The organism is Variovorax sp. CCNWLW186 (genome assembly GCF_037203865.1).
GTDB lineage: Bacteria > Pseudomonadota > Gammaproteobacteria > Burkholderiales > Burkholderiaceae_C > Variovorax.
Genome location: NZ_JBBCBO010000015.1, coordinates 36,443 through 53,782, shown reverse-complemented (window position 1 = coordinate 53,782; position 17,340 = coordinate 36,443). Strand labels below are relative to the sequence as shown.

Below are 17,340 nucleotides of genomic sequence, written 5' to 3'. Positions count from 1 at the left end.
TGGTGGAGCTGGGGGGATTTGAACCCCCGTCCGCAAGCCTTCATCGCGCAGTTCTACATGTTTAGTGATCTGATTTAAGTCTCGCTTCCGGAGTCGCGCAGTCACACGCTAAACCGGACGCCAGCACCCTATTTTCTCGCCCCGACCCAAGGTACCCGGATCGGAGCCAGCCCATGTAATTATCCTTGCAGCCGGGAGGTCAGGATTGCTCCAGACCCCCTTGCCCAGCCCATCGGCCAACTGTTGCAAGGCTCACTGGCAATTAAGCAGCGAGTGCGAAACGTTCGTCGTTTGCAGTTAGTTTGTTTGAATCTGTTTTACGAGCGCATTCAGCTCGACATGCCCCGCTGCGACTCCGAACCCACGTCGAAACCAGTGCAGCCCCAAGACTCGTATTTTAGGCCGGGTTGAGAAACTGCAAGAGCTCCATGGGCGACGATATTGCGGCGTCCGCCTCCCAGAGGGTGGCGTCGGCCTGCGGCCCCATGTAGCCGTAGGTTGCCGCCACGGTTTTCATGCCGGCGGCGCGGCCCGCGATGATGTCGCGCTCGTCGTCTCCCACGTAAATGCAGGCACTCGACGGGATTCCAAGCCGGCGTGCCGCTTCATGCAAGGGCTCGGGGTGCGGCTTGGAGAAGGGCGTCGTATCGCCACTCACGATAGCGCCCGCGCTCTCGAAAAGAGGAATCGCGCGGGTCAGCGGATCGGTAAATCTTGCCGACTTGTTGGTGACCACGCCCCACGCCAGCCCGCGCGCGCGGATGGCGTCGATGAGCGCCTGTACGCCGTCGAACACATGCGTGTTGAGCAGCATGCGGTTTTCGTAGGCAACGAAGAACTCTTCCCTCAACTGCGGAAATTCCGGCGCGTCGGGTGTGATGCCGAAGGCCACGCCGAGCATGCCCCGCGCACCAGCGCCCGCCATGTAGCGGTAGCGCTCCAGCGGGTACGACTCGAGGCCCCGGTCAGTACGCATCTTGTCGGCCGCGGCGCCGAGATCGGGCGCGCTGTCGATCAGCGTGCCGTCCAGGTCGAACAGCACGGCTTGCACTGCTGCGCCGCTCACGCTTGGGATCCCGTCGCCGAGGCCGGTTTTTGCGTTGCGAACATATAGTTGACGCTGGTGTCGCCGCTGAGCCAGTAGCGCCGCGTCAACGGGTTGTGCTCCATGCCCCGCGTATGGCGCAAGTCGAGCCCGGCGGCGCGGCAATGGGCTGCAAGCTCGCTGGGCCGGATCAGCTTTGCATACTCGTGCGTGCCGCGCGGCAACATGCCCAGGACATATTCGGCGCCGACGATCGCCAGCATGAAAGACTTCAGATTGCGGTTGATGGTGGAAAAGAACACCCAACCGCCCGGTTTGACCAAGGTGGCGCAGGCCTGAACGATCGAAGCGGGCTCCGGCACGTGTTCGAGCATTTCCATGCAGGTCACGACGTCGAAACTGCCCGGTTGCTCCGCGGCCAATGCCTCGGCGCTGATCTCGCGGTATTTGACGCCCTTGGTTTCGGCCTCGAGCGCGTGCAGCTTGGCAACCTTGAGCGCTTTGCTCGCCAGGTCGATGCCGAGCACATCGGCGCCTTTTCGGGCCATCGAATCGGCGAGGATTCCTCCGCCGCAGCCAATATCGAGCACCTTGCGCTGCGAAATCGGCGCAATACCGTCAATCCATTCCAGGCGAAGCGGATTGATTTCGTGGAGCGGACGGAATTCGCTGTCCAAATCCCACCAGCGATGAGCAAGTTCGGAAAACTTGGCAAGTTCCGCCGGATCGGCATTCACGTTATCTGTCATGCCCCGATTATGAAACGGAGATTGCGCCGCGAGCACTGGAAAGACGGTTGGGACCGCCCCGAGGAATTCGACAGGCATAAAAAACCCCGCCGAGGCGGGGTTTTCTTTTAGCGATTCAATCGAATCAGCGGGTGGCGCGGGTGCCGACCACTTCGATTTCCACGCGGCGGTTCTTGGCGCGGCCTTCCTTGGTGCGGTTGTCCGCAACAGGCTGCTTCTCGCCCTTGCCTTCGGTGTAGACGCGGTTGCGTTCGATGCCGCGCGAGACCAGGAAGGCCTTGACGGCTTCGGCGCGACGCACCGACAGACGCTGGTTGTAGGAGTCAGAACCGATCGAGTCGGTGTGACCCACGGCAATGATCACTTCCAGGTTGACGTCACGGATCTTCGAGACCAGGTCGGTCAGCTTGGCGCGACCTTCAGGCTTGAGAACCGACTTGTCGAAGTCGAAGAATGCGTCAGCAGCGAAGGTAACCTTCGAAGCAGCGACTTGCGGAGCAGGCGTAGGAGCCGGTGCGCCCGGGGTGGGAGCCACTGCAGCGGGAGCTGCCGGAACCAGAGCACCGTCGCAACCGGCGGCGGCGGTAGCCGGCGTCCAGTTGGCATCACGCCAGCACAGTTCGTTCGTGCCGTTCTTCCAAACCAGTTCGCCGGTGCCGTTTTGCCAGTTGTCGATCGTAGGACCGCCATTCGCAGCGGTGACACGGGTCTGCGCGCCGGCGGCAGTGGCGAGCGCAGCGACTGCAAACATCATCGCCACTTTATTCAGTTTCTTCATGGTTCTCCTCTTGGGGAAAAAGCCGCAGCCGCGCTGCGAATCAAGGACGCTTTAAGTGACCACCACCCAAAACGTTGAGGCGATTGTGCCATAGGGTCTTTGGCAAACAGCCCGCAGCGCCCCCCGGAAGCGTAGGACGGAGGCGGAATAGCGGCCTTATGTTGCGGCGGTACGACACCCCTCACAGCGTAAAATTCCGCCTTCTGCCGCCAGCCTCTCGCTCATGACCTCCTTCGCCAAAGAAACCCTGCCCATCAGTCTTGAAGAGGAAATGCGCAGCAGCTATCTCGATTACGCCATGAGCGTGATCGTGGGCCGAGCGCTTCCCGACGCCCGCGACGGCCTCAAGCCCGTGCACCGGCGCGTGCTGTACGCCATGCACGAGCTCAACAACGACTGGAACCGTGCATATAAGAAGTCCGCCCGCATCGTGGGCGACGTGATCGGTAAGTACCACCCGCACGGCGACCAGTCGGTCTACGACACCATCGTGCGGCTGGCGCAGGACTTTTCCATGCGCCATATGCTGGTGGACGGACAAGGTAACTTCGGCTCGGTCGACGGAGACAACGCGGCCGCAATGCGGTATACGGAAATCCGGCTTGCCAAAATTGCGCACGAAATGCTGGCCGATATCGACAAGGAAACGGTCGATTTTCAAGACAATTACGACGGTTCCGAAAAAGAACCCAAGGTCCTGCCGAGCAAACTGCCTAATTTGCTGGTGAATGGCTCCGGCGGTATTGCGGTGGGCATGGCCACCAATATTCCGCCGCACAATCTCAATGAGGTGGTGGACGCCTGCCTGCACATGCTGCGCAATCCGCAGGCCACCATCGACGAGCTGATGGAAATCGTGCCGGCGCCCGACTTCCCCACCGCCGGCATCATCTACGGCATCAATGGCGTGAGAGACGGCTACCGCACCGGCCGCGGCAAGGTGGTCATGCGCGCCAAGTGCCACTTCGAGGACATCGACCGCGGCCAACGCCAGGCGATCATCGTCGACGAGCTCCCCTACCAAGTCAACAAGAAGACGCTGCAGGAGCGCATGGCCGAGCTGGTGCACGAGAAGAAGATCGAAGGCATCAGCCACATCCAGGACGAGTCCGACAAGTCGGGCATGCGCCTTGTCATCGAGCTCAAGCGCGGCGAAGTACCCGAAGTGGTGCTCAACAACCTCTACAAGCAGACGCAGCTGCAGGACACCTTCGGCATCAACATGGTGGCGCTGGTCGACGGCCAGCCCAAGCTGTGCAACCTGAAGGACCTGATCGAGGTCTTCCTGCAGCACCGCCGCGAAGTGGTCACGCGCCGCACCGTGTTCACGCTGCGCAAGGCCCGCGAACGCGGCCACGTGCTCGAAGGCCTGGCGGTGGCGCTGGCCAACATCGACGAGTTCATCTCGATCATCCGCAACGCGCCGACGCCGCCCGTTGCCAAGGCCGAGCTCATGACCCGCAGCTGGGACAGCAAGCTGGTGCGCGAGATGCTCACGCGTTCACGCGCCGACGGCGGCGTGGTCAATGCCGACGACTATCGGCCGGAAGGCCTCGAGCGCGAATTCGGCATGGGCTCCGACGGCCTCTATCGCCTGTCGGAAACCCAGGCGCAAGAAATCCTGCAAATGCGCCTGCAACGCCTCACCGGCCTCGAGCAGGACAAGATCGTTGCCGAATACAAGGAGGTCATGGCCGAGATCGACGACCTGCTCGACATCCTTGCCAAGCCTGAACGCGTCTCGGTCATCATTGGTGAAGAGCTTGGCACCATCAAGCAGGAGTTCGGCCAATCGAAGCTCGGCGCGCGCCGCAGCCTGGTCGAGCACAGCGCCTACGATCTCTCGACCGAAGACCTGATCACGCCCACCGACATGGTGGTCACGCTTTCGCACAGCGGCTACATCAAGAGCCAGCCGTTGAACGAGTACCGCGCGCAAAAGCGCGGCGGGCGCGGCAAGCAGGCCACCGTGACCAAGGAAGACGACTGGATCGACCAGCTCTTCATCGCCAATACGCACGACTACATCCTGTGCTTCTCCAACCGCGGCCGGCTGTACTGGCTCAAGGTGTGGGAAGTGCCCGCGGGCTCCCGCGGATCGCGCGGGCGGCCCATCGTCAACATGTTTCCGCTGCAAGAGGGCGAGAAGATCAACGTGGCGCTCGCGCTCACCGGCGAAAAGCGCAACTTCCCGGCCGACCAGTACGTGTTCATGGCCACCTCGATGGGTACGGTCAAGAAGACCACGCTCGACGAATTCAACAACCCCCGCAAGGGCGGCATCATTGCCGTGAACCTCGATGAAGGCGACTACCTCATCGGCGCGGCGCTCACCGACGGCAAGCACGACGTGATGCTGTTCAGCGACGGCGGCAAGGCCGTGCGCTTCGACGAAGAAGACGTGCGTCCGCTGGGCCGCAACGCGCGCGGCGTGCGCGGCATGTCGCTCGACCCTGGACAAGGCGTCATCGCCATGCTGGTGGCCGAGGACGAGCAGCAAAGCGTGCTCACCGCCACCGAAAATGGTTACGGAAAGCGTACAAGCATTACCGAGTACACGCGTCATGGCCGCGGAACCAAAGGCATGATTGCGATTCAACAGAGTGAGCGCAACGGCAAGGTCGTTGCCGCCACCCTCGTGCATGCGGACGATGAGATCATGCTCATCACCGACAAGGGCGTGCTTGTGCGCACCCGGGTTGCCGAGATTCGTGAACTAGGTCGCGCAACGCAAGGCGTCACGCTGATCGGGCTCGACGAAGGCGCCAAACTAAGCGGGCTACAGCGTATCGTCGAGAACGACGCCAACGGCGAGATCGAGCCGGGCGCAGACGATACTTCCACATCTTCAACGGAGAACCCTCAGTGAAAAAATTCAAGCTCGCACTTCTGACTGTCGCCCTGGCTGGCAGCTCGATGGCCGCCATGGCCCAGGACAAAGCTGCGCTCATCAAGCAGTTCATCGACGTGCAGCGCCCCGGCATCGAGTCGTTGGCACGCGGCCTGGTCGAGCAATCGAGCTCTCCAATTGCGCAAGCCGGCTCGCAGTACCTGCAAACGCAGGTGCCCGAAGCCAAGCGCGAATCGGCTGCCAAGGCCGCCGACGCCGAACTCAAGAAGTACTTCGACGACGCCTACCCGATCGTGCGCGACAAGGCCGTGCAACTGGCACCCGTTGCCCTGACCCCGCTGCTGGAGCAGAACTTCACCGAAGACGAACTCAAGCAGCTGCTGGCCTGGATCAACTCGCCGCTCAGCAAGAAGTATCAGGAACTCAACCCCAAGATGCAGACCGCGCTGACCGAAAAGCTCGTGACCGAAACGCGCGCCACCATCGAACCGAAGATGCGCGCGCTCGACGAAAACGTGGCCAAGGCACTGGGTGCGCCCACCGGCGGCCAGCAAGGCGCCGCTCCCGCCAAGGCCCCGGCCAAGGCTCCCGCCAAGAAGTGACGTGACTCAGCAGCAGCCCAAGCCGGTCGGCACGCGTCCATTCAATTTTTCCGCAGGTCCGGCCGCCATGCCGGAGGCGGTGCTGCAACGCGCCGCCTCCGAAATGCTCGACTGGCAGGGCAGCGGCATGAGCGTGATGGAAATGAGCCATCGCGGCAAGGAGTTCGGTGCGATCTGCACCCACGCCGAAGCCGACATCCGCACGCTGCTGGCTGTACCCGAGAACTTCCACATCCTGTTCATGCAGGGTGGCGGGCTGGGCGAAAACGCCATCGTGCCGATGAACCTGTCGCGCGGTAAAACCGCCGACTTCGTGATCACCGGCAGTTGGAGCATCAAGTCCCAGAAAGAAGCGCAGCGCTATTGCACTGCGCACGTCGCCGCAAGTAACGCAGGCGACCATCACACCAGGCTGCCAGATCCCTCGACCTGGCAGCTGAGCCAAGACGCCTCGTACGTGCACCTGTGCACCAACGAGACGATCAACGGCATCGAGTTCCAGCAGCTGCCCGATCTTGCGGCCCTTGGCAGCAACGCGCCGCTGGTCATCGATTTTTCGTCTCACGTGGCCTCGCGCAGCGTCGACTGGAGCCGCGTCGGCCTTGCATTCGGCGGCGCGCAAAAGAACCTCGGGCCGGCCGGCCTCACGCTCGTGATCGTGCGCGACGACCTGCTCGGCCAGGCGCTCGAAATCTGCCCGAGTGCGTTCAACTACAAGATCGTGGCCGACAACAAGTCCATGTACAACACCCCGCCGACGTGGGGCATCTACATGGCCGGGCTCACTTTCCAGTGGCTGCTGCAGCAGACCGAAGGCGCGCTCACGGGCGTGGCCGCCATCGAACAGCGCAACATCGCCAAGGCGAGCCTGCTGTACGGGTTCATCGACGCGTCTTCGTTCTACGTGAACAAGATCGACCCGAGCTGCCGCTCGCGCATGAACGTGCCTTTCTTCCTGGCCGATGAAAGCCGCAACGACGCCTTTCTGGCGGGCGCCCGGGAAGCCGGCCTGCTGCAGCTCAAGGGCCACAAGTCGGTCGGCGGCATGCGTGCGAGCATCTACAACGCCATGCCGCTGGAAGGCGTACAGGCACTTGTGAGCTACATGCGAGAATTCGAGCGATCGCATGCCTAGGCGCATGCCCAGCTGCTCGCACCGATGACCGCCTCCGCTCCAACACCGCCCTCTTCTCCCGACAACTCCGAAAGCCTTGCCGGTCTGCGCGTGCAGATCGATTCGCTCGACCAGCAACTGCTCAGCCTGCTCAACGAGCGGGCCCATGTGGCAGAGCTGGTCGGCGAGGTCAAGAAGCGCGAAGGCACGCCGTTTTTCCGCCCCGATCGCGTGGCGCAAGTCATCGAGAAGATGCAAAAGAGCAATTCAGGCCCGCTCAAGGACCTGCATGTGGCTGCCATCTGGCGCGAGATCATGTCGGCCTGCCTGGCGCTCGAATCGCCGCAGCGCGTTGCCGTGCTCGGCCCCGAGGGCACCTTCTGCGAGCAGGCCGCCATCGAGTACTTCGGCGGCGCCGCCGACCTCATCTACTGCGCCAGCTTCGACGAGGTGTTTCACGCCACGGCGGCCGGCAGCGCGCAATACGGCGTGGTGGGCGTCGAAAATTCCACTGAAGGCGTGGTCACACGTTCGCTCGACCTGTTCCTGCATTCGCCCACCCACGTGGTCGGCGAGGTCAGCCTGCTGGTCCGGCACCATCTTTTGCGCAGCAGCAACACGCTCGACGGCGTGGAAGCGGTGCTCGCCCATCCGCAAGCGCTTGCGCAGTGCCAGACCTGGCTTTCGAAGCACCTGCCCAACGCCGAGCGGCGCGCCGTCTCAAGCAACGCCGAAGGCGCGCGGCTCGCGGCGACGAACCCGGCCTGGGCTGCGCTGGCCGGTGAACGCGCCGCCACCCGCTTCGGCCTGCACATCGTCGCGCACGCCATCCAGGACGACTCGTACAACCGCACCCGCTTCTCCGTGATCTGCCTGCCCCAGACGCTCGCCATGCCGCCGGCATCGGGGCGCGATTGCACGAGCCTGATCGTTTCCGTACCCAACCGCCCCGGCGCCGTGCATGACCTGCTCGTGCCGCTGAAGCTCAACAACGTGTCCATGACCCGTTTCGAGTCGCGCCCCGCGCGTACCGGCCAGTGGGAGTACTACTTCTACATCGACCTCGACGGCCATCCTTCGCAGCCCAACGTGGCTGCGGCACTGGCCGAACTGCGCGGCCTCTGCGCCTTCTACAAGGTGCTTGGCGCCTATCCCGTCAAAGCCTGAGCCGGACGCGCACCATGTTCGAGCAATTGGGATTGATCGGCTGCGGCCTCATGGGCGGCTCCTTTGCGCTTGCGCTCAAGCGCGCAAAGCTTGTGAAACGGGTCGTCGGCTACAGCAAGTCGCCTTCCACCACCGAGCGGGCCCGCCAGCTCGGCGTGATCGACGTGGTGGCGCCCTCGGCTCTGCTGGCGGTCTCAGGGGCAGATCTGGTGCTGCTCGCGGTGCCGGTGGCTGCGTCGGAAGCCACCTTCAGGGCCATCCGCCACGGCATGTCGAGCGATACGCTGGTCATGGACGTCGGCTCGACCAAGGGCGACGTGATCGAAGCCGCACGCAACGGCCTGCAAAGCCAGTTCGCCAACTTCGTTCCGGCCCACCCGATCGCCGGCAAGGAGGTGTCGGGCATCGAACATGCCGAGGCCTCGCTTTACACCGGTCGCAAGGTCGTGCTGACGCCCGTCAAGGCTACGCTGCGTTCCAACGTGCAGCGGGCTTCGCAGCTCTGGAGCGGCATCGGCGCCAACGTGGTCACCATGACGCACGAAGAGCACGACAGTGCCTTTGCCGCAGTGAGCCATTTGCCGCACCTGCTGGCCTTTGCCTATGTCAACGCCCTTATCGCGCAGCCGCAGGGCGACCGCTTCCTGAGCCTTGCCGGACCCGGTTTCCGGGATTTTTCGCGCATTGCGGCCAGCGACCCGGTGATGTGGCGCGACGTGCTGCTTGCCAATCGCGAGCAGGTGCTGCTGCAGTCGCAGGCCTTTCGCAAGGCGCTGCTGGACCTGGAGGCGCTGATGGGCGCGGCCGACGCCCAGGCGCTGGAACAGTCGATTGCCGCCGCAAAAAAGGCGCGCGCCGCCTGGCAGCCCAACACCGACGCCTCCCAGGACTCCTGACATGTTCTCGACGGCATTCCTCGACATTCCCCCGCTGGCCGCGGCTGCGGGCACCGTTCAGCTGCCGGGCTCCAAGAGCATTTCGAACCGCGTGCTGCTGTTGGCCGCGCTCGCGAGCGGCACCACCGCCATCCACGACCTGCTCGACTCCGACGACACCCGCGTAATGCTCGATGCGCTGCGCGCGCTCGGCTGCGGCATCGACGCCGCGGGCAGCACGCTGCGTGTGACCGGCATCGGCGGGCAACTGAAGTCCAAGGGTCAGCTGCTTCCGCTTTTCCTCGGCAACGCCGGCACCGCGATGCGCCCGCTGACCGCGGCCCTGTCGCTGCTCGGCGGTGATTTCGAACTGAGCGGCGTCCCGCGCATGCATGAGCGGCCGATCGGCGATCTGGTCGATGCGCTGACCCAGCTCGGCTGCCGCATCGATTACCTCGGCAACCCTGGCTACCCGCCGCTGCGCATCAGCCCGGTCGATCACAGCGCGCTGGTGCTCGATGTGCCCATTCGCGTACGGGGCGACGTGTCGAGCCAGTTTCTCACCGCCCTGCTGTTGGCACTGCCGCTCGCCGCCCGCAAGAACATCGTCATCGAGGTGGTGGGCGAACTCATCTCCAAGCCGTACATCGAGATCACGCTGAACCTGCTCGCGCGCTTCGGCATCACGGTGCGGCGCGACGGCTGGGAGCGCTTCACCATTCCGGCCGGCAGCAGCTACAGCTCGCCGGGCGATATCCACGTCGAGGCCGACGCGTCCTCCGCCAGCTATTTCATAGCGCTCGGGGCCATTGCCGCCGGCAGTTCGGGCGGCGACGGCCTCCGGATCGAAGGCGTCGGTGCCGATTCGATCCAGGGCGACATCCGCTTCATCGACGCGGCCCGGCAAATGGGTGCACAGGTCGACAGCGGGCCCAACTGGCTCGAGGTGCGCCGCGGCGCCTGGCCGCTCAAGGCCATCGACCTGGACGCCAACCACATTCCCGATGCCGCGATGACGCTCGCCGTGATGGCGCTCTATGCCGACGGCCCGAGCACCTTGCGCAACATTGCGAGCTGGCGGGTCAAGGAAACCGATCGCATCGACGCCATGGCCAACGAGCTGAGAAAGCTCGGCGCCACCGTTGAATCCGGCCCCGATTTCATCCGGGTGCATCCGCTCGCGCCGGCCGATTGGCAGGCTGCCGCCATCCGCACCTACGACGACCATCGCGTGGCGATGTGCTTCTCGCTCGCGGCGTTCAACCCCGCCCGGGTACCGGTGCGCATTCTCGAGCCGCATTGCGTCGCCAAGACCTTTCCGGACTACTTCGAAACCCTGTTCTCGGTTGCCGAGGCCACGGAAATACCCGTGATCTGCATCGACGGCCCCACCGCCTCGGGCAAGGGCACCCTCGCCGCCGAGGTGGCGCGCCTGCTGGGCTACCACTACCTGGATTCCGGCTCGCTCTACCGCGTCACCGGCCTGGCGATGCGGCGCGCCGGGCTCAGCGCCGATTCGCAGCACGAAGCGCAGATTGCCGCCATGGCACGCACCCTGCCCCTGCACTTTGCCGAGGGCAAGGTCCTGCTGGCCGGCGAAGACGTGAGCGATGAAATCCGCACCGAAGCCGCGGGCATGGACGCCTCGCGCGTTTCCACGCTTCCCGCGGTGCGCGAGGCACTTTTAGCCCTGCAGCAGCGGTTTCGACAGCTTCCCGGCCTCGTGGCCGACGGGCGCGACATGGGCACCGTGATATTCCCCGATGCAGAGCTCAAGGTGTTCCTGACGGCCAGCGCCGCCCAGCGCGCCGAGCGCCGGCATAAGCAGTTGATTTCAAAGGGTATTTCGACTACACTTGACAGTCTTCGCTCCGACTTGGAAGCGCGCGACGCCAGGGACTCGTCCCGCAGCGTTGCACCTCTTAAGCCGGCGCAGGATGCGCGCCACCTCGACAACTCCCAGCTGTCCATCGAACAATCGATCGATACGGTGTTGAACTGGTGGCAGCAAGTACAGCCTTTCAAGTCCGCTTGAAGGCTCGCGCCAGCCGGGTGTTCCGGGTGGCGCATACCGCTCCAGCAGGCTCTTCTCGCGCGACAGCGCACCGGCCGGCTGGTTGTTCAACCAACCCGGGTTTATATCCAAAAAGCCCACAAAACCGCCGTCTCCAGACCTACAGCAGCCGCACGCAATTTCGCATGAGCGCCTGCCAACCCTGCCTGACGGAAGGAACCATAAATGTCTGAATCTTTTGCCGACCTATTCGAAGAGTCCCTGAAGCGTTCCGAAATGCGCACCGGCGAGGTCATCACGGCCGAAGTCGTGCGTGTCGAACACAACCACGTCGTCGTCAACGCCGGCCTCAAGTCCGAAGCGTACGTGCCGATCGAGGAGTTCAAGAACGACAAGGGCGAACTCGAAGTCCAGGCCGGCGATTTCGTTTCCGTTGCCATCGGCAGCGTTGAAAACGGCTACGGCGACACCATCCTCTCTCGCGACACCGCCAAGCGTCTGGCCTCGTGGCTCGCGCTCGAGAAGGCCCTGGAATCCGGCGACTTCGTCACCGGCACCACCAGCGGCAAGGTCAAGGGCGGCCTCACGGTGCTCGTCAACGGCATCCGCGCATTCCTGCCGGGCTCGCTGATCGATACGCGTCCGATCAAGGATCTGACGCCGTACGAAAACAAGACCATGGAATTCAAGGTCATCAAGCTCGACCGCAAGCGCAACAACGTCGTGCTGTCGCGCCGTGCCGTGGTCGAAGCCAGCATGGGCGAAGAGCGCGCCAAGCTGATGGAAACCCTGAAGGAAGGCGCAGTCGTGCGCGGTGTCGTCAAGAACATCACCGAATACGGTGCGTTCGTCGACCTCGGCGGCATCGACGGCCTGCTGCACATCACCGACATGGCATGGCGCCGCGTCCGCCACCCGAGCGAAGTCGTTCAGGCCGGCCAGGAAATCACCGCCAAGATCCTCAAGTTCGACACCGAGAAGAACCGTGTCTCGCTGGGTCTCAAGCAAATGGGCGACGACCCGTGGATGGGCGTTTCGCGCCGCTACCCGCAATCGACCCGCCTGTTCGGCAAGGTCACGAACATTGCCGACTACGGCGCGTTCGTCGAACTCGAACCCGGCATCGAAGGCCTGGTGCACGTTTCCGAAATGGACTGGACCAACAAGAACATCGCTCCGAACAAGATCGTCTCGCTGGGCGACGAAGTCGAAGTCATGGTCCTCGAAATCGACGAAGACAAGCGCCGCATCAGCCTGGGCATGAAGCAGTGCAAGGCCAACCCGTGGCAAGAGTTCGCGCAAAACACCAAGCGCGGCGACCGCGTCAAGGGCCCGATCAAGTCGATCACCGACTTCGGCGTGTTCGTGGGTCTGGCTGCCGGCATCGACGGCCTGGTTCACCTCTCGGACCTCTCGTGGAACGAAGCCGGCGAAACCGCCGTTCGCAACTACAAGAAGGGCCAGGAAGTCGAAGCCATCGTGCTGGCAGTCGACGTCGACCGCGAGCGCATCAGCCTGGGCATCAAGCAGCTCGACAGCGATCCGTTCACCACGTTCACCACCGTGAACGACAAGGGCCAGATCGTGACCGGCAAGGTCAAGACGGTTGACGCCCGCGGCGCTGAAATCGACCTCGGCGAAGACATCCTCGGCTACCTGCGTGCTTCGGAAATCTCGCGCGACCGCGTCGAAGATGCCCGCAACGTGCTGAAGGAAGGCGACGAAGTCACTGCCATCGTGCTGAACGTGGATCGCAAGACCCGCAACATCCAGCTGTCGATCAAGCAGAAGGACATGGTCGACGAACAAGGCGCCATGGCCAACCTGAGCCAGCAGTCGGCACGCGAAAACGCGGGCACGACCAGCCTGGGCGCCCTGCTGCGCGCCAAGCTCGACAACAACGACAGCAAGTAAGCTGAGCCAGAAGACAGAGCAGGCCCTGGGGCCGCTCTGTCTTTTTTTTCGTCCACGTTTTTGTTTGGCCTATGACCCGCTCTGACCTCGTCGAAGAACTCGCAGCGCGCTTTGCGCAGCTGACGCACCGCGATGCCGAATACGCCGTCAAGACCATCCTCGACGCGATGAGCGACGCGCTGGTGCGCGGGCATCGCATCGAGATCCGCGGTTTCGGCAGCTTTTCGGTCAGCCGGCGTCCGCCGCGCATCGGCCGCAACCCGCGTTCGGGCGAAAGCGTTCAGATTCCCGAAAAGCGGGTGCCGCACTTCAAGCCGGGCAAGGCGCTGCGCGAAGCGGTCGACGCCAAGACCGCCGAACTCGGCGGCGGCAAGGAAGCCAGGAGCAGCAAGCCCTGATCCGCATGGATGATGCAAACGTAGAATGCTCCCGGCAACGGGAATGGCTATGAAATACCTCCTGTGGCTGCTCAAGGCAGCCATTTTTTTTACGCTTTTCGCCTTCGCGCTGAACAACCAGCACGACGCGACCGTCTATTTCTTCTTCGGCACCCACTGGCGCGCGCCGCTGGTGCTCGTCGTGCTCGCAGCCTTCGCCGGCGGACTCGTGGTGGGCGCGCTCGGCATGCTGCCCGGATGGTGGAAGCACCGCGCCGCCGCGGCAGCCCAGCAGCCCTCCGCGCCGCAGCAAGCCCCCGCAACCGCGGGGTTGGCGGTAGCCACCGCGCCAGCGCCGGCTCCCTCCATCTCCGCCACCGACCTTCCCGCCGTACGTCAACATGGACTTTGATCCCAGCTGGCTGCTGATCAGCCTGCCCGTCGCCTTTGTGCTGGGCTGGCTCGCATCGCGCTTCGACATCCGGCAGCTCAAGCTCGAAAACAGGCAAGCCCCGAAGGCCTATTTCCGCGGCCTCAACTTCCTGCTCAACGAGCAACAGGACCAGGCCATCGACGCGTTCATAGAGGCCGTGCAGAACGACCCCGACACGCAGGAACTGCACTTTGCGCTCGGCAACCTGTTCCGCCGCCGCGGCGAATACCAGCGCGCCGTGCGTGTGCACGAGCACCTGCTGGGCCGCGGCGACCTGAGCCGCGCCGACCGGGAGCGCGCGCAGCACGCACTCGCGCAAGACTTCCTGCGCGCCGGCCTGCTCGATCGCGCCGAAGCCGCGCTTCAGAAGCTCGAAGGCACGCGCTACGAGAACGAAGCACGGCTGGCGCTGCTGGCCATCTACGAACGCTCGCGCGAATGGACCCAGGCCGCTGACGTGGCGCAGAAGCTCGATGAGTCCGACCAGGCAAGCTACAGCACGCGCCGGGCGCACCATCTGTGCGAACAGGCCGCCGAGCAGGTCGCGGCCGGCGACCTGGCCACGGCCAGCCGGCTGCTTTCCGAAGCCGTGGCACTGGCGCCGCAGGCACCGCGCCCGGCCATCGATTCGGCCACGCTGCAGTTGCGCAACGGCGAGGCAACCGCAGCCTTCGACACCCTGCTTGCCCTGAGCGACACCGCCCCGCTCGCGCTGCCGCTGTATGCGCCGGCGCTGCAGCAAGCCGCCGTTGCCGCGCACCGCGAAGGCGAAGCGCTCGCGCTGCTGCAACGGCGCTATGCCGATTCGCCGTCGATCGACGTTCTCGAGGCGCTGATGGCACTCGGTGGCTCTCCGACCGCGGCCGTTCCGGCGGCCGATGGCCAACCGCTCGCGCCGCGCGACGGCTACATCGCGCATCTCGCCCAGCAACCCTCTCTGGTCGCCGCATCGCGCTGGCTGGCCGGCGAGCGCTTCGAGCACGAGCAGTTCCATCCGCAAGTGCAGCGCGCACTCGACCAGGCCACCCGTCCGCTCATGCGCTACCGCTGTGCTGCCTGCGGCTTCGAGGCGCACCAGTACTTCTGGCACTGCCCCGGTTGCCAGGCCTGGGACAGCTATCCGCCGCGCCGCGTCGAAGAACTCTGAGCAACGTTCCGAACATGGTTCGGAACAATGGTCACCAGGGGCCTTGCGGCACGCAAGGCCGTCAACGCCCCTTTCCCTGCATTCGTTGAACGCGAGCCGGCACCTCCGTCGGCAAACACTCAAATCAACAAATCAGGGAGTTCGATCATGTTCAAGAAAATCCTGGCCGCCATGGCCATGCTGTTTGCGGTTGCCTCGTTCGCCGCTGTCGACGTCAACAAGGGCACTGCGGCCGATCTCGACGGCATCAAGGGCGTTGGCCCCGCAATGTCCAAGCGCATCCTCGACGCCCGCAAGGAAGGCGAGTTCAAGGACTGGCCCGACTTCATGCAGCGCATCAAGGGCGTGAAGGAAAAGAAGGCAGAAAAGTTGTCAGCCGAAGGCCTCACGGTCAACGGCCAGGCCTTCGGTGGCCAAGCCAGTGCACCGGCCCCCGCCAAGGCCGCCAAGGCGGAAACGGCAGCAAAGCCCGTGAAGGCCACCGCCGCCGACGCGAAGCCCGCCAAGCCCTGATCGCACACCCATCGTCCGCCGGCCGGTGCCGCCCCTCGCGGCACCTCGGCAACGCGATAACCGAAGCCGCCGCAAGGCGGCTTTTTTGTGCGCGCTGCAAAGGGAACAAGCGACCGTCGCGCGCGGCCGCGTGGCAGGGAAATGCCTCAGCGGTGGCCCGGAATTTGCACGTATGCTCGCTTTCGTTTTCACTTTCATACGTTCCGGAGCGCTCATGAATCACAAGTTCGGTATTGCCCTCGCTGGTCTCACCCTCGGCGCCGCAGCCTTCGCGCAAACCAAGTGGGATCTGCCCACCGCCTACCCGGCAACCAACTACCACACCGAGAACATCACGCAGTTCGCGAAAGACGTGGACGCGGCCACGGGCGGCAAGGTCAAGATCACCGTGCATGCGAACGCCTCTTTGTTCAAGGCCCCTGAAATCAAGCGCGCAGTGCAAAGCGGCCAAGCCCAGGCAGGTGAAATCCTGCTCGCCAACTACGCGAACGAAAACCCGATCTACGCGCTCGACGGCGTGCCCTTCCTCGCCACCACGTACCCGGATGCGAAGAAGCTGTACGACGCGTCCAAGCCCGCCATGGAAAAGCTGCTCGCGGCCCAGGGCATCAAGATCCTGTTCATGGTGCCATGGGCACCGCAAGGCATCTATTCCAAGAAAGAGATCAGCTCGGTGGCCGATCTGCGCGGCATCAAGTGGCGCGCCTACAGCCCGGCCACCGCAAAGATCGCCGAGCTGATCGGTGCCCAGCCGGTGCAGATCCAGCAGGCCGAACTCAGCGCCGCCATGGCCACCGGCGTGATCGAAAGCTACATGAGCTCGGGCTCGACCGGCTACGACACCAAGACCTACGAGCACATCAAGAACTTCTACGACACGCAGGCCTGGATTCCGAAGAACGCGATCCTCGTGAATGCCAAGGCCTTCGACGCGCTCGACGCCGCCACCAAGGCCGCCGTCACCAAGGCCGCGGCCGACGCCGAAGCCCGTGGCTGGAAAATCGCCCAGGAGAAGAACGACGAGTACAAGCGCCTCCTGACCGAACGCGGCATGAAGGTGCACAAGCCCTCGCCCAAGCTCGACGCCGACATGCGCCAGGTCGGCGGCATCATGCAGGCCGATTGGCTGAAGGCCACCGGTGCAGACGGCGCCGCGATCGTCGACGCCTACAAGAAGAAGTAATGAAGGCTCCACGCTCATCGCGGGAGGCCTGAACCGTGCGCCGCTTTCTGGATAACCTCTACAACGGCGCCGGCGCGCTCGGCGCCTTCTGCGTGTTCCTGATCTTCGTGCTGATGATCCTGGCCGGCGTGGGGCGGCAGATGAACTGGCACGTGAGCGGGCTGAACGACGTCGTTTCCTGGCTGTGCGCCGCGGCCGCGTTCTTCGCGATGGCGCACGCCTTCCGGCACGGCGACTTCGTGCGCGTGACGCTGCTGCTCGACGCCGTGCCGCCCAAGGCACGGCGCGTGCTCGACGTGATCTGCCTGCTGATCGCCTCGGTGTCGGTGGCCTATCTCACCTACTGGGCCACCAGCTTCACCTACGAGAGCTACGAGTTCGCCGAAATGGCAACCGGCCTCGTGGTCATTCCGATCTGGATTCCGCAATCGACCTTCGTGATCGGCTGCTGGCTGCTGCTGATCGCGATGATCGATGAACTGGTGGGTGTGGTGCGCGGCGAAAAGCCGAGCTACCAGCGCGCCATCGAAGAACGCCACGCCGCCGGCGACTTCTCTTCCGACGTCTGAACCACAACA

The 17,340-nt window shown here is 64.0% G+C and carries 16 protein-coding genes and 1 other RNA gene; 13 read left to right on the top strand and 4 right to left on the bottom strand.

The features are described from left to right. The 4 genes from ssrA to ompA form a co-directional block, all read right to left on the bottom strand. Positions 1-385: a transfer-messenger RNA gene (gene ssrA, locus V9K97_RS18240) on the bottom strand. A 12-nt stretch (positions 386-397) separates the two neighbouring features. Then, a complete protein-coding gene (locus V9K97_RS18235; RefSeq protein WP_337295403.1) occupies positions 398-1,066 on the bottom strand; it encodes an HAD-IA family hydrolase in 669 nt (222 codons plus the stop codon). Beyond that, on the bottom strand, positions 1,063-1,794 hold the full coding sequence (gene ubiG / locus V9K97_RS18230; RefSeq protein WP_337295404.1) for a bifunctional 2-polyprenyl-6-hydroxyphenol methylase/3-demethylubiquinol 3-O-methyltransferase UbiG: 732 nt from the start codon (positions 1,792-1,794) through the stop codon (positions 1,063-1,065). Before ubiG ends, V9K97_RS18235 begins: the two co-directional genes overlap by 4 nt. 124 nt (positions 1,795-1,918) lie before the next feature. Beyond that, on the bottom strand, positions 1,919-2,572 hold the full coding sequence (gene ompA / locus V9K97_RS18225) for an outer membrane protein OmpA (protein WP_126747491.1): 654 nt from the start codon (positions 2,570-2,572) through the stop codon (positions 1,919-1,921). Between the two features lie 223 nt (positions 2,573-2,795). On the opposite strand from ompA, the gene gyrA reads away from it, so the two are divergent. From gyrA to V9K97_RS18160, 13 genes are all read left to right on the top strand, one after another. Then, entirely contained in the window at positions 2,796-5,441 is a 2,646-nt protein-coding gene (gene gyrA / locus V9K97_RS18220) for a DNA gyrase subunit A (protein WP_126747492.1), read from the top strand. After that, positions 5,438-6,025, top strand: coding sequence for a DUF2059 domain-containing protein (locus tag V9K97_RS18215; RefSeq protein ID WP_258505055.1), 588 nt, complete (start codon positions 5,438-5,440; stop codon positions 6,023-6,025). The genes gyrA and V9K97_RS18215 overlap by 4 nt, the downstream gene beginning before the upstream one ends. 1 nt (position 6,026) lies before the next feature. Continuing rightward, on the top strand, positions 6,027-7,160 hold the full coding sequence (gene serC / locus V9K97_RS18210) for a 3-phosphoserine/phosphohydroxythreonine transaminase (RefSeq protein ID WP_337319771.1): 1,134 nt from the start codon (positions 6,027-6,029) through the stop codon (positions 7,158-7,160). Between the two features lie 24 nt (positions 7,161-7,184). After that, positions 7,185-8,306: a prephenate dehydratase gene (gene pheA, locus V9K97_RS18205; protein ID WP_337319769.1), complete on the top strand. Its 1,122-nt coding sequence runs from the start codon at positions 7,185-7,187 to the stop codon at positions 8,304-8,306. Positions 8,307-8,320: 14 nt separating this feature from the next. Further along, positions 8,321-9,202: a prephenate dehydrogenase gene (locus tag V9K97_RS18200; RefSeq protein ID WP_337295407.1), complete on the top strand. Its 882-nt coding sequence runs from the start codon at positions 8,321-8,323 to the stop codon at positions 9,200-9,202. A 1-nt stretch (position 9,203) separates the two neighbouring features. After that, positions 9,204-11,216 carry a bifunctional 3-phosphoshikimate 1-carboxyvinyltransferase/cytidylate kinase gene (locus V9K97_RS18195; protein WP_337319767.1) on the top strand — a complete coding sequence of 671 codons (2,013 nt, stop codon included), beginning with the start codon at positions 9,204-9,206 and terminating at the stop codon, positions 11,214-11,216. Positions 11,217-11,420: 204 nt separating this feature from the next. Then, the gene (rpsA, locus tag V9K97_RS18190) at positions 11,421-13,109 is read left to right on the top strand and encodes a 30S ribosomal protein S1 (RefSeq protein WP_126747498.1); all 1,689 of its coding nucleotides are present in this window, start codon (positions 11,421-11,423) and stop codon (positions 13,107-13,109) included. 71 nt (positions 13,110-13,180) lie between these two features. Continuing rightward, positions 13,181-13,507, top strand: coding sequence for an integration host factor subunit beta (locus V9K97_RS18185; RefSeq protein WP_258505049.1), 327 nt, complete (start codon positions 13,181-13,183; stop codon positions 13,505-13,507). A gap of 49 nt (positions 13,508-13,556) precedes the next feature. Continuing rightward, entirely contained in the window at positions 13,557-13,898 is a 342-nt protein-coding gene (locus V9K97_RS18180) for a LapA family protein (protein ID WP_337319765.1), read from the top strand. Then, positions 13,888-15,066 carry a lipopolysaccharide assembly protein LapB gene (gene lapB / locus V9K97_RS18175; RefSeq protein ID WP_258505046.1) on the top strand — a complete coding sequence of 393 codons (1,179 nt, stop codon included), beginning with the start codon at positions 13,888-13,890 and terminating at the stop codon, positions 15,064-15,066. The genes V9K97_RS18180 and lapB overlap by 11 nt, the downstream gene beginning before the upstream one ends. Before the next feature lie 147 nt (positions 15,067-15,213). Next, on the top strand, positions 15,214-15,579 hold the full coding sequence (locus V9K97_RS18170) for a ComEA family DNA-binding protein (protein WP_337319762.1): 366 nt from the start codon (positions 15,214-15,216) through the stop codon (positions 15,577-15,579). Between the two features lie 214 nt (positions 15,580-15,793). After that, on the top strand, positions 15,794-16,762 hold the full coding sequence (locus V9K97_RS18165) for a TRAP transporter substrate-binding protein (RefSeq protein WP_337319760.1): 969 nt from the start codon (positions 15,794-15,796) through the stop codon (positions 16,760-16,762). Between the two features lie 35 nt (positions 16,763-16,797). Continuing rightward, on the top strand, positions 16,798-17,331 hold the full coding sequence (locus V9K97_RS18160) for a TRAP transporter small permease (RefSeq protein ID WP_337319758.1): 534 nt from the start codon (positions 16,798-16,800) through the stop codon (positions 17,329-17,331). The last annotated feature ends 9 nt before the right edge of the window (positions 17,332-17,340 follow it).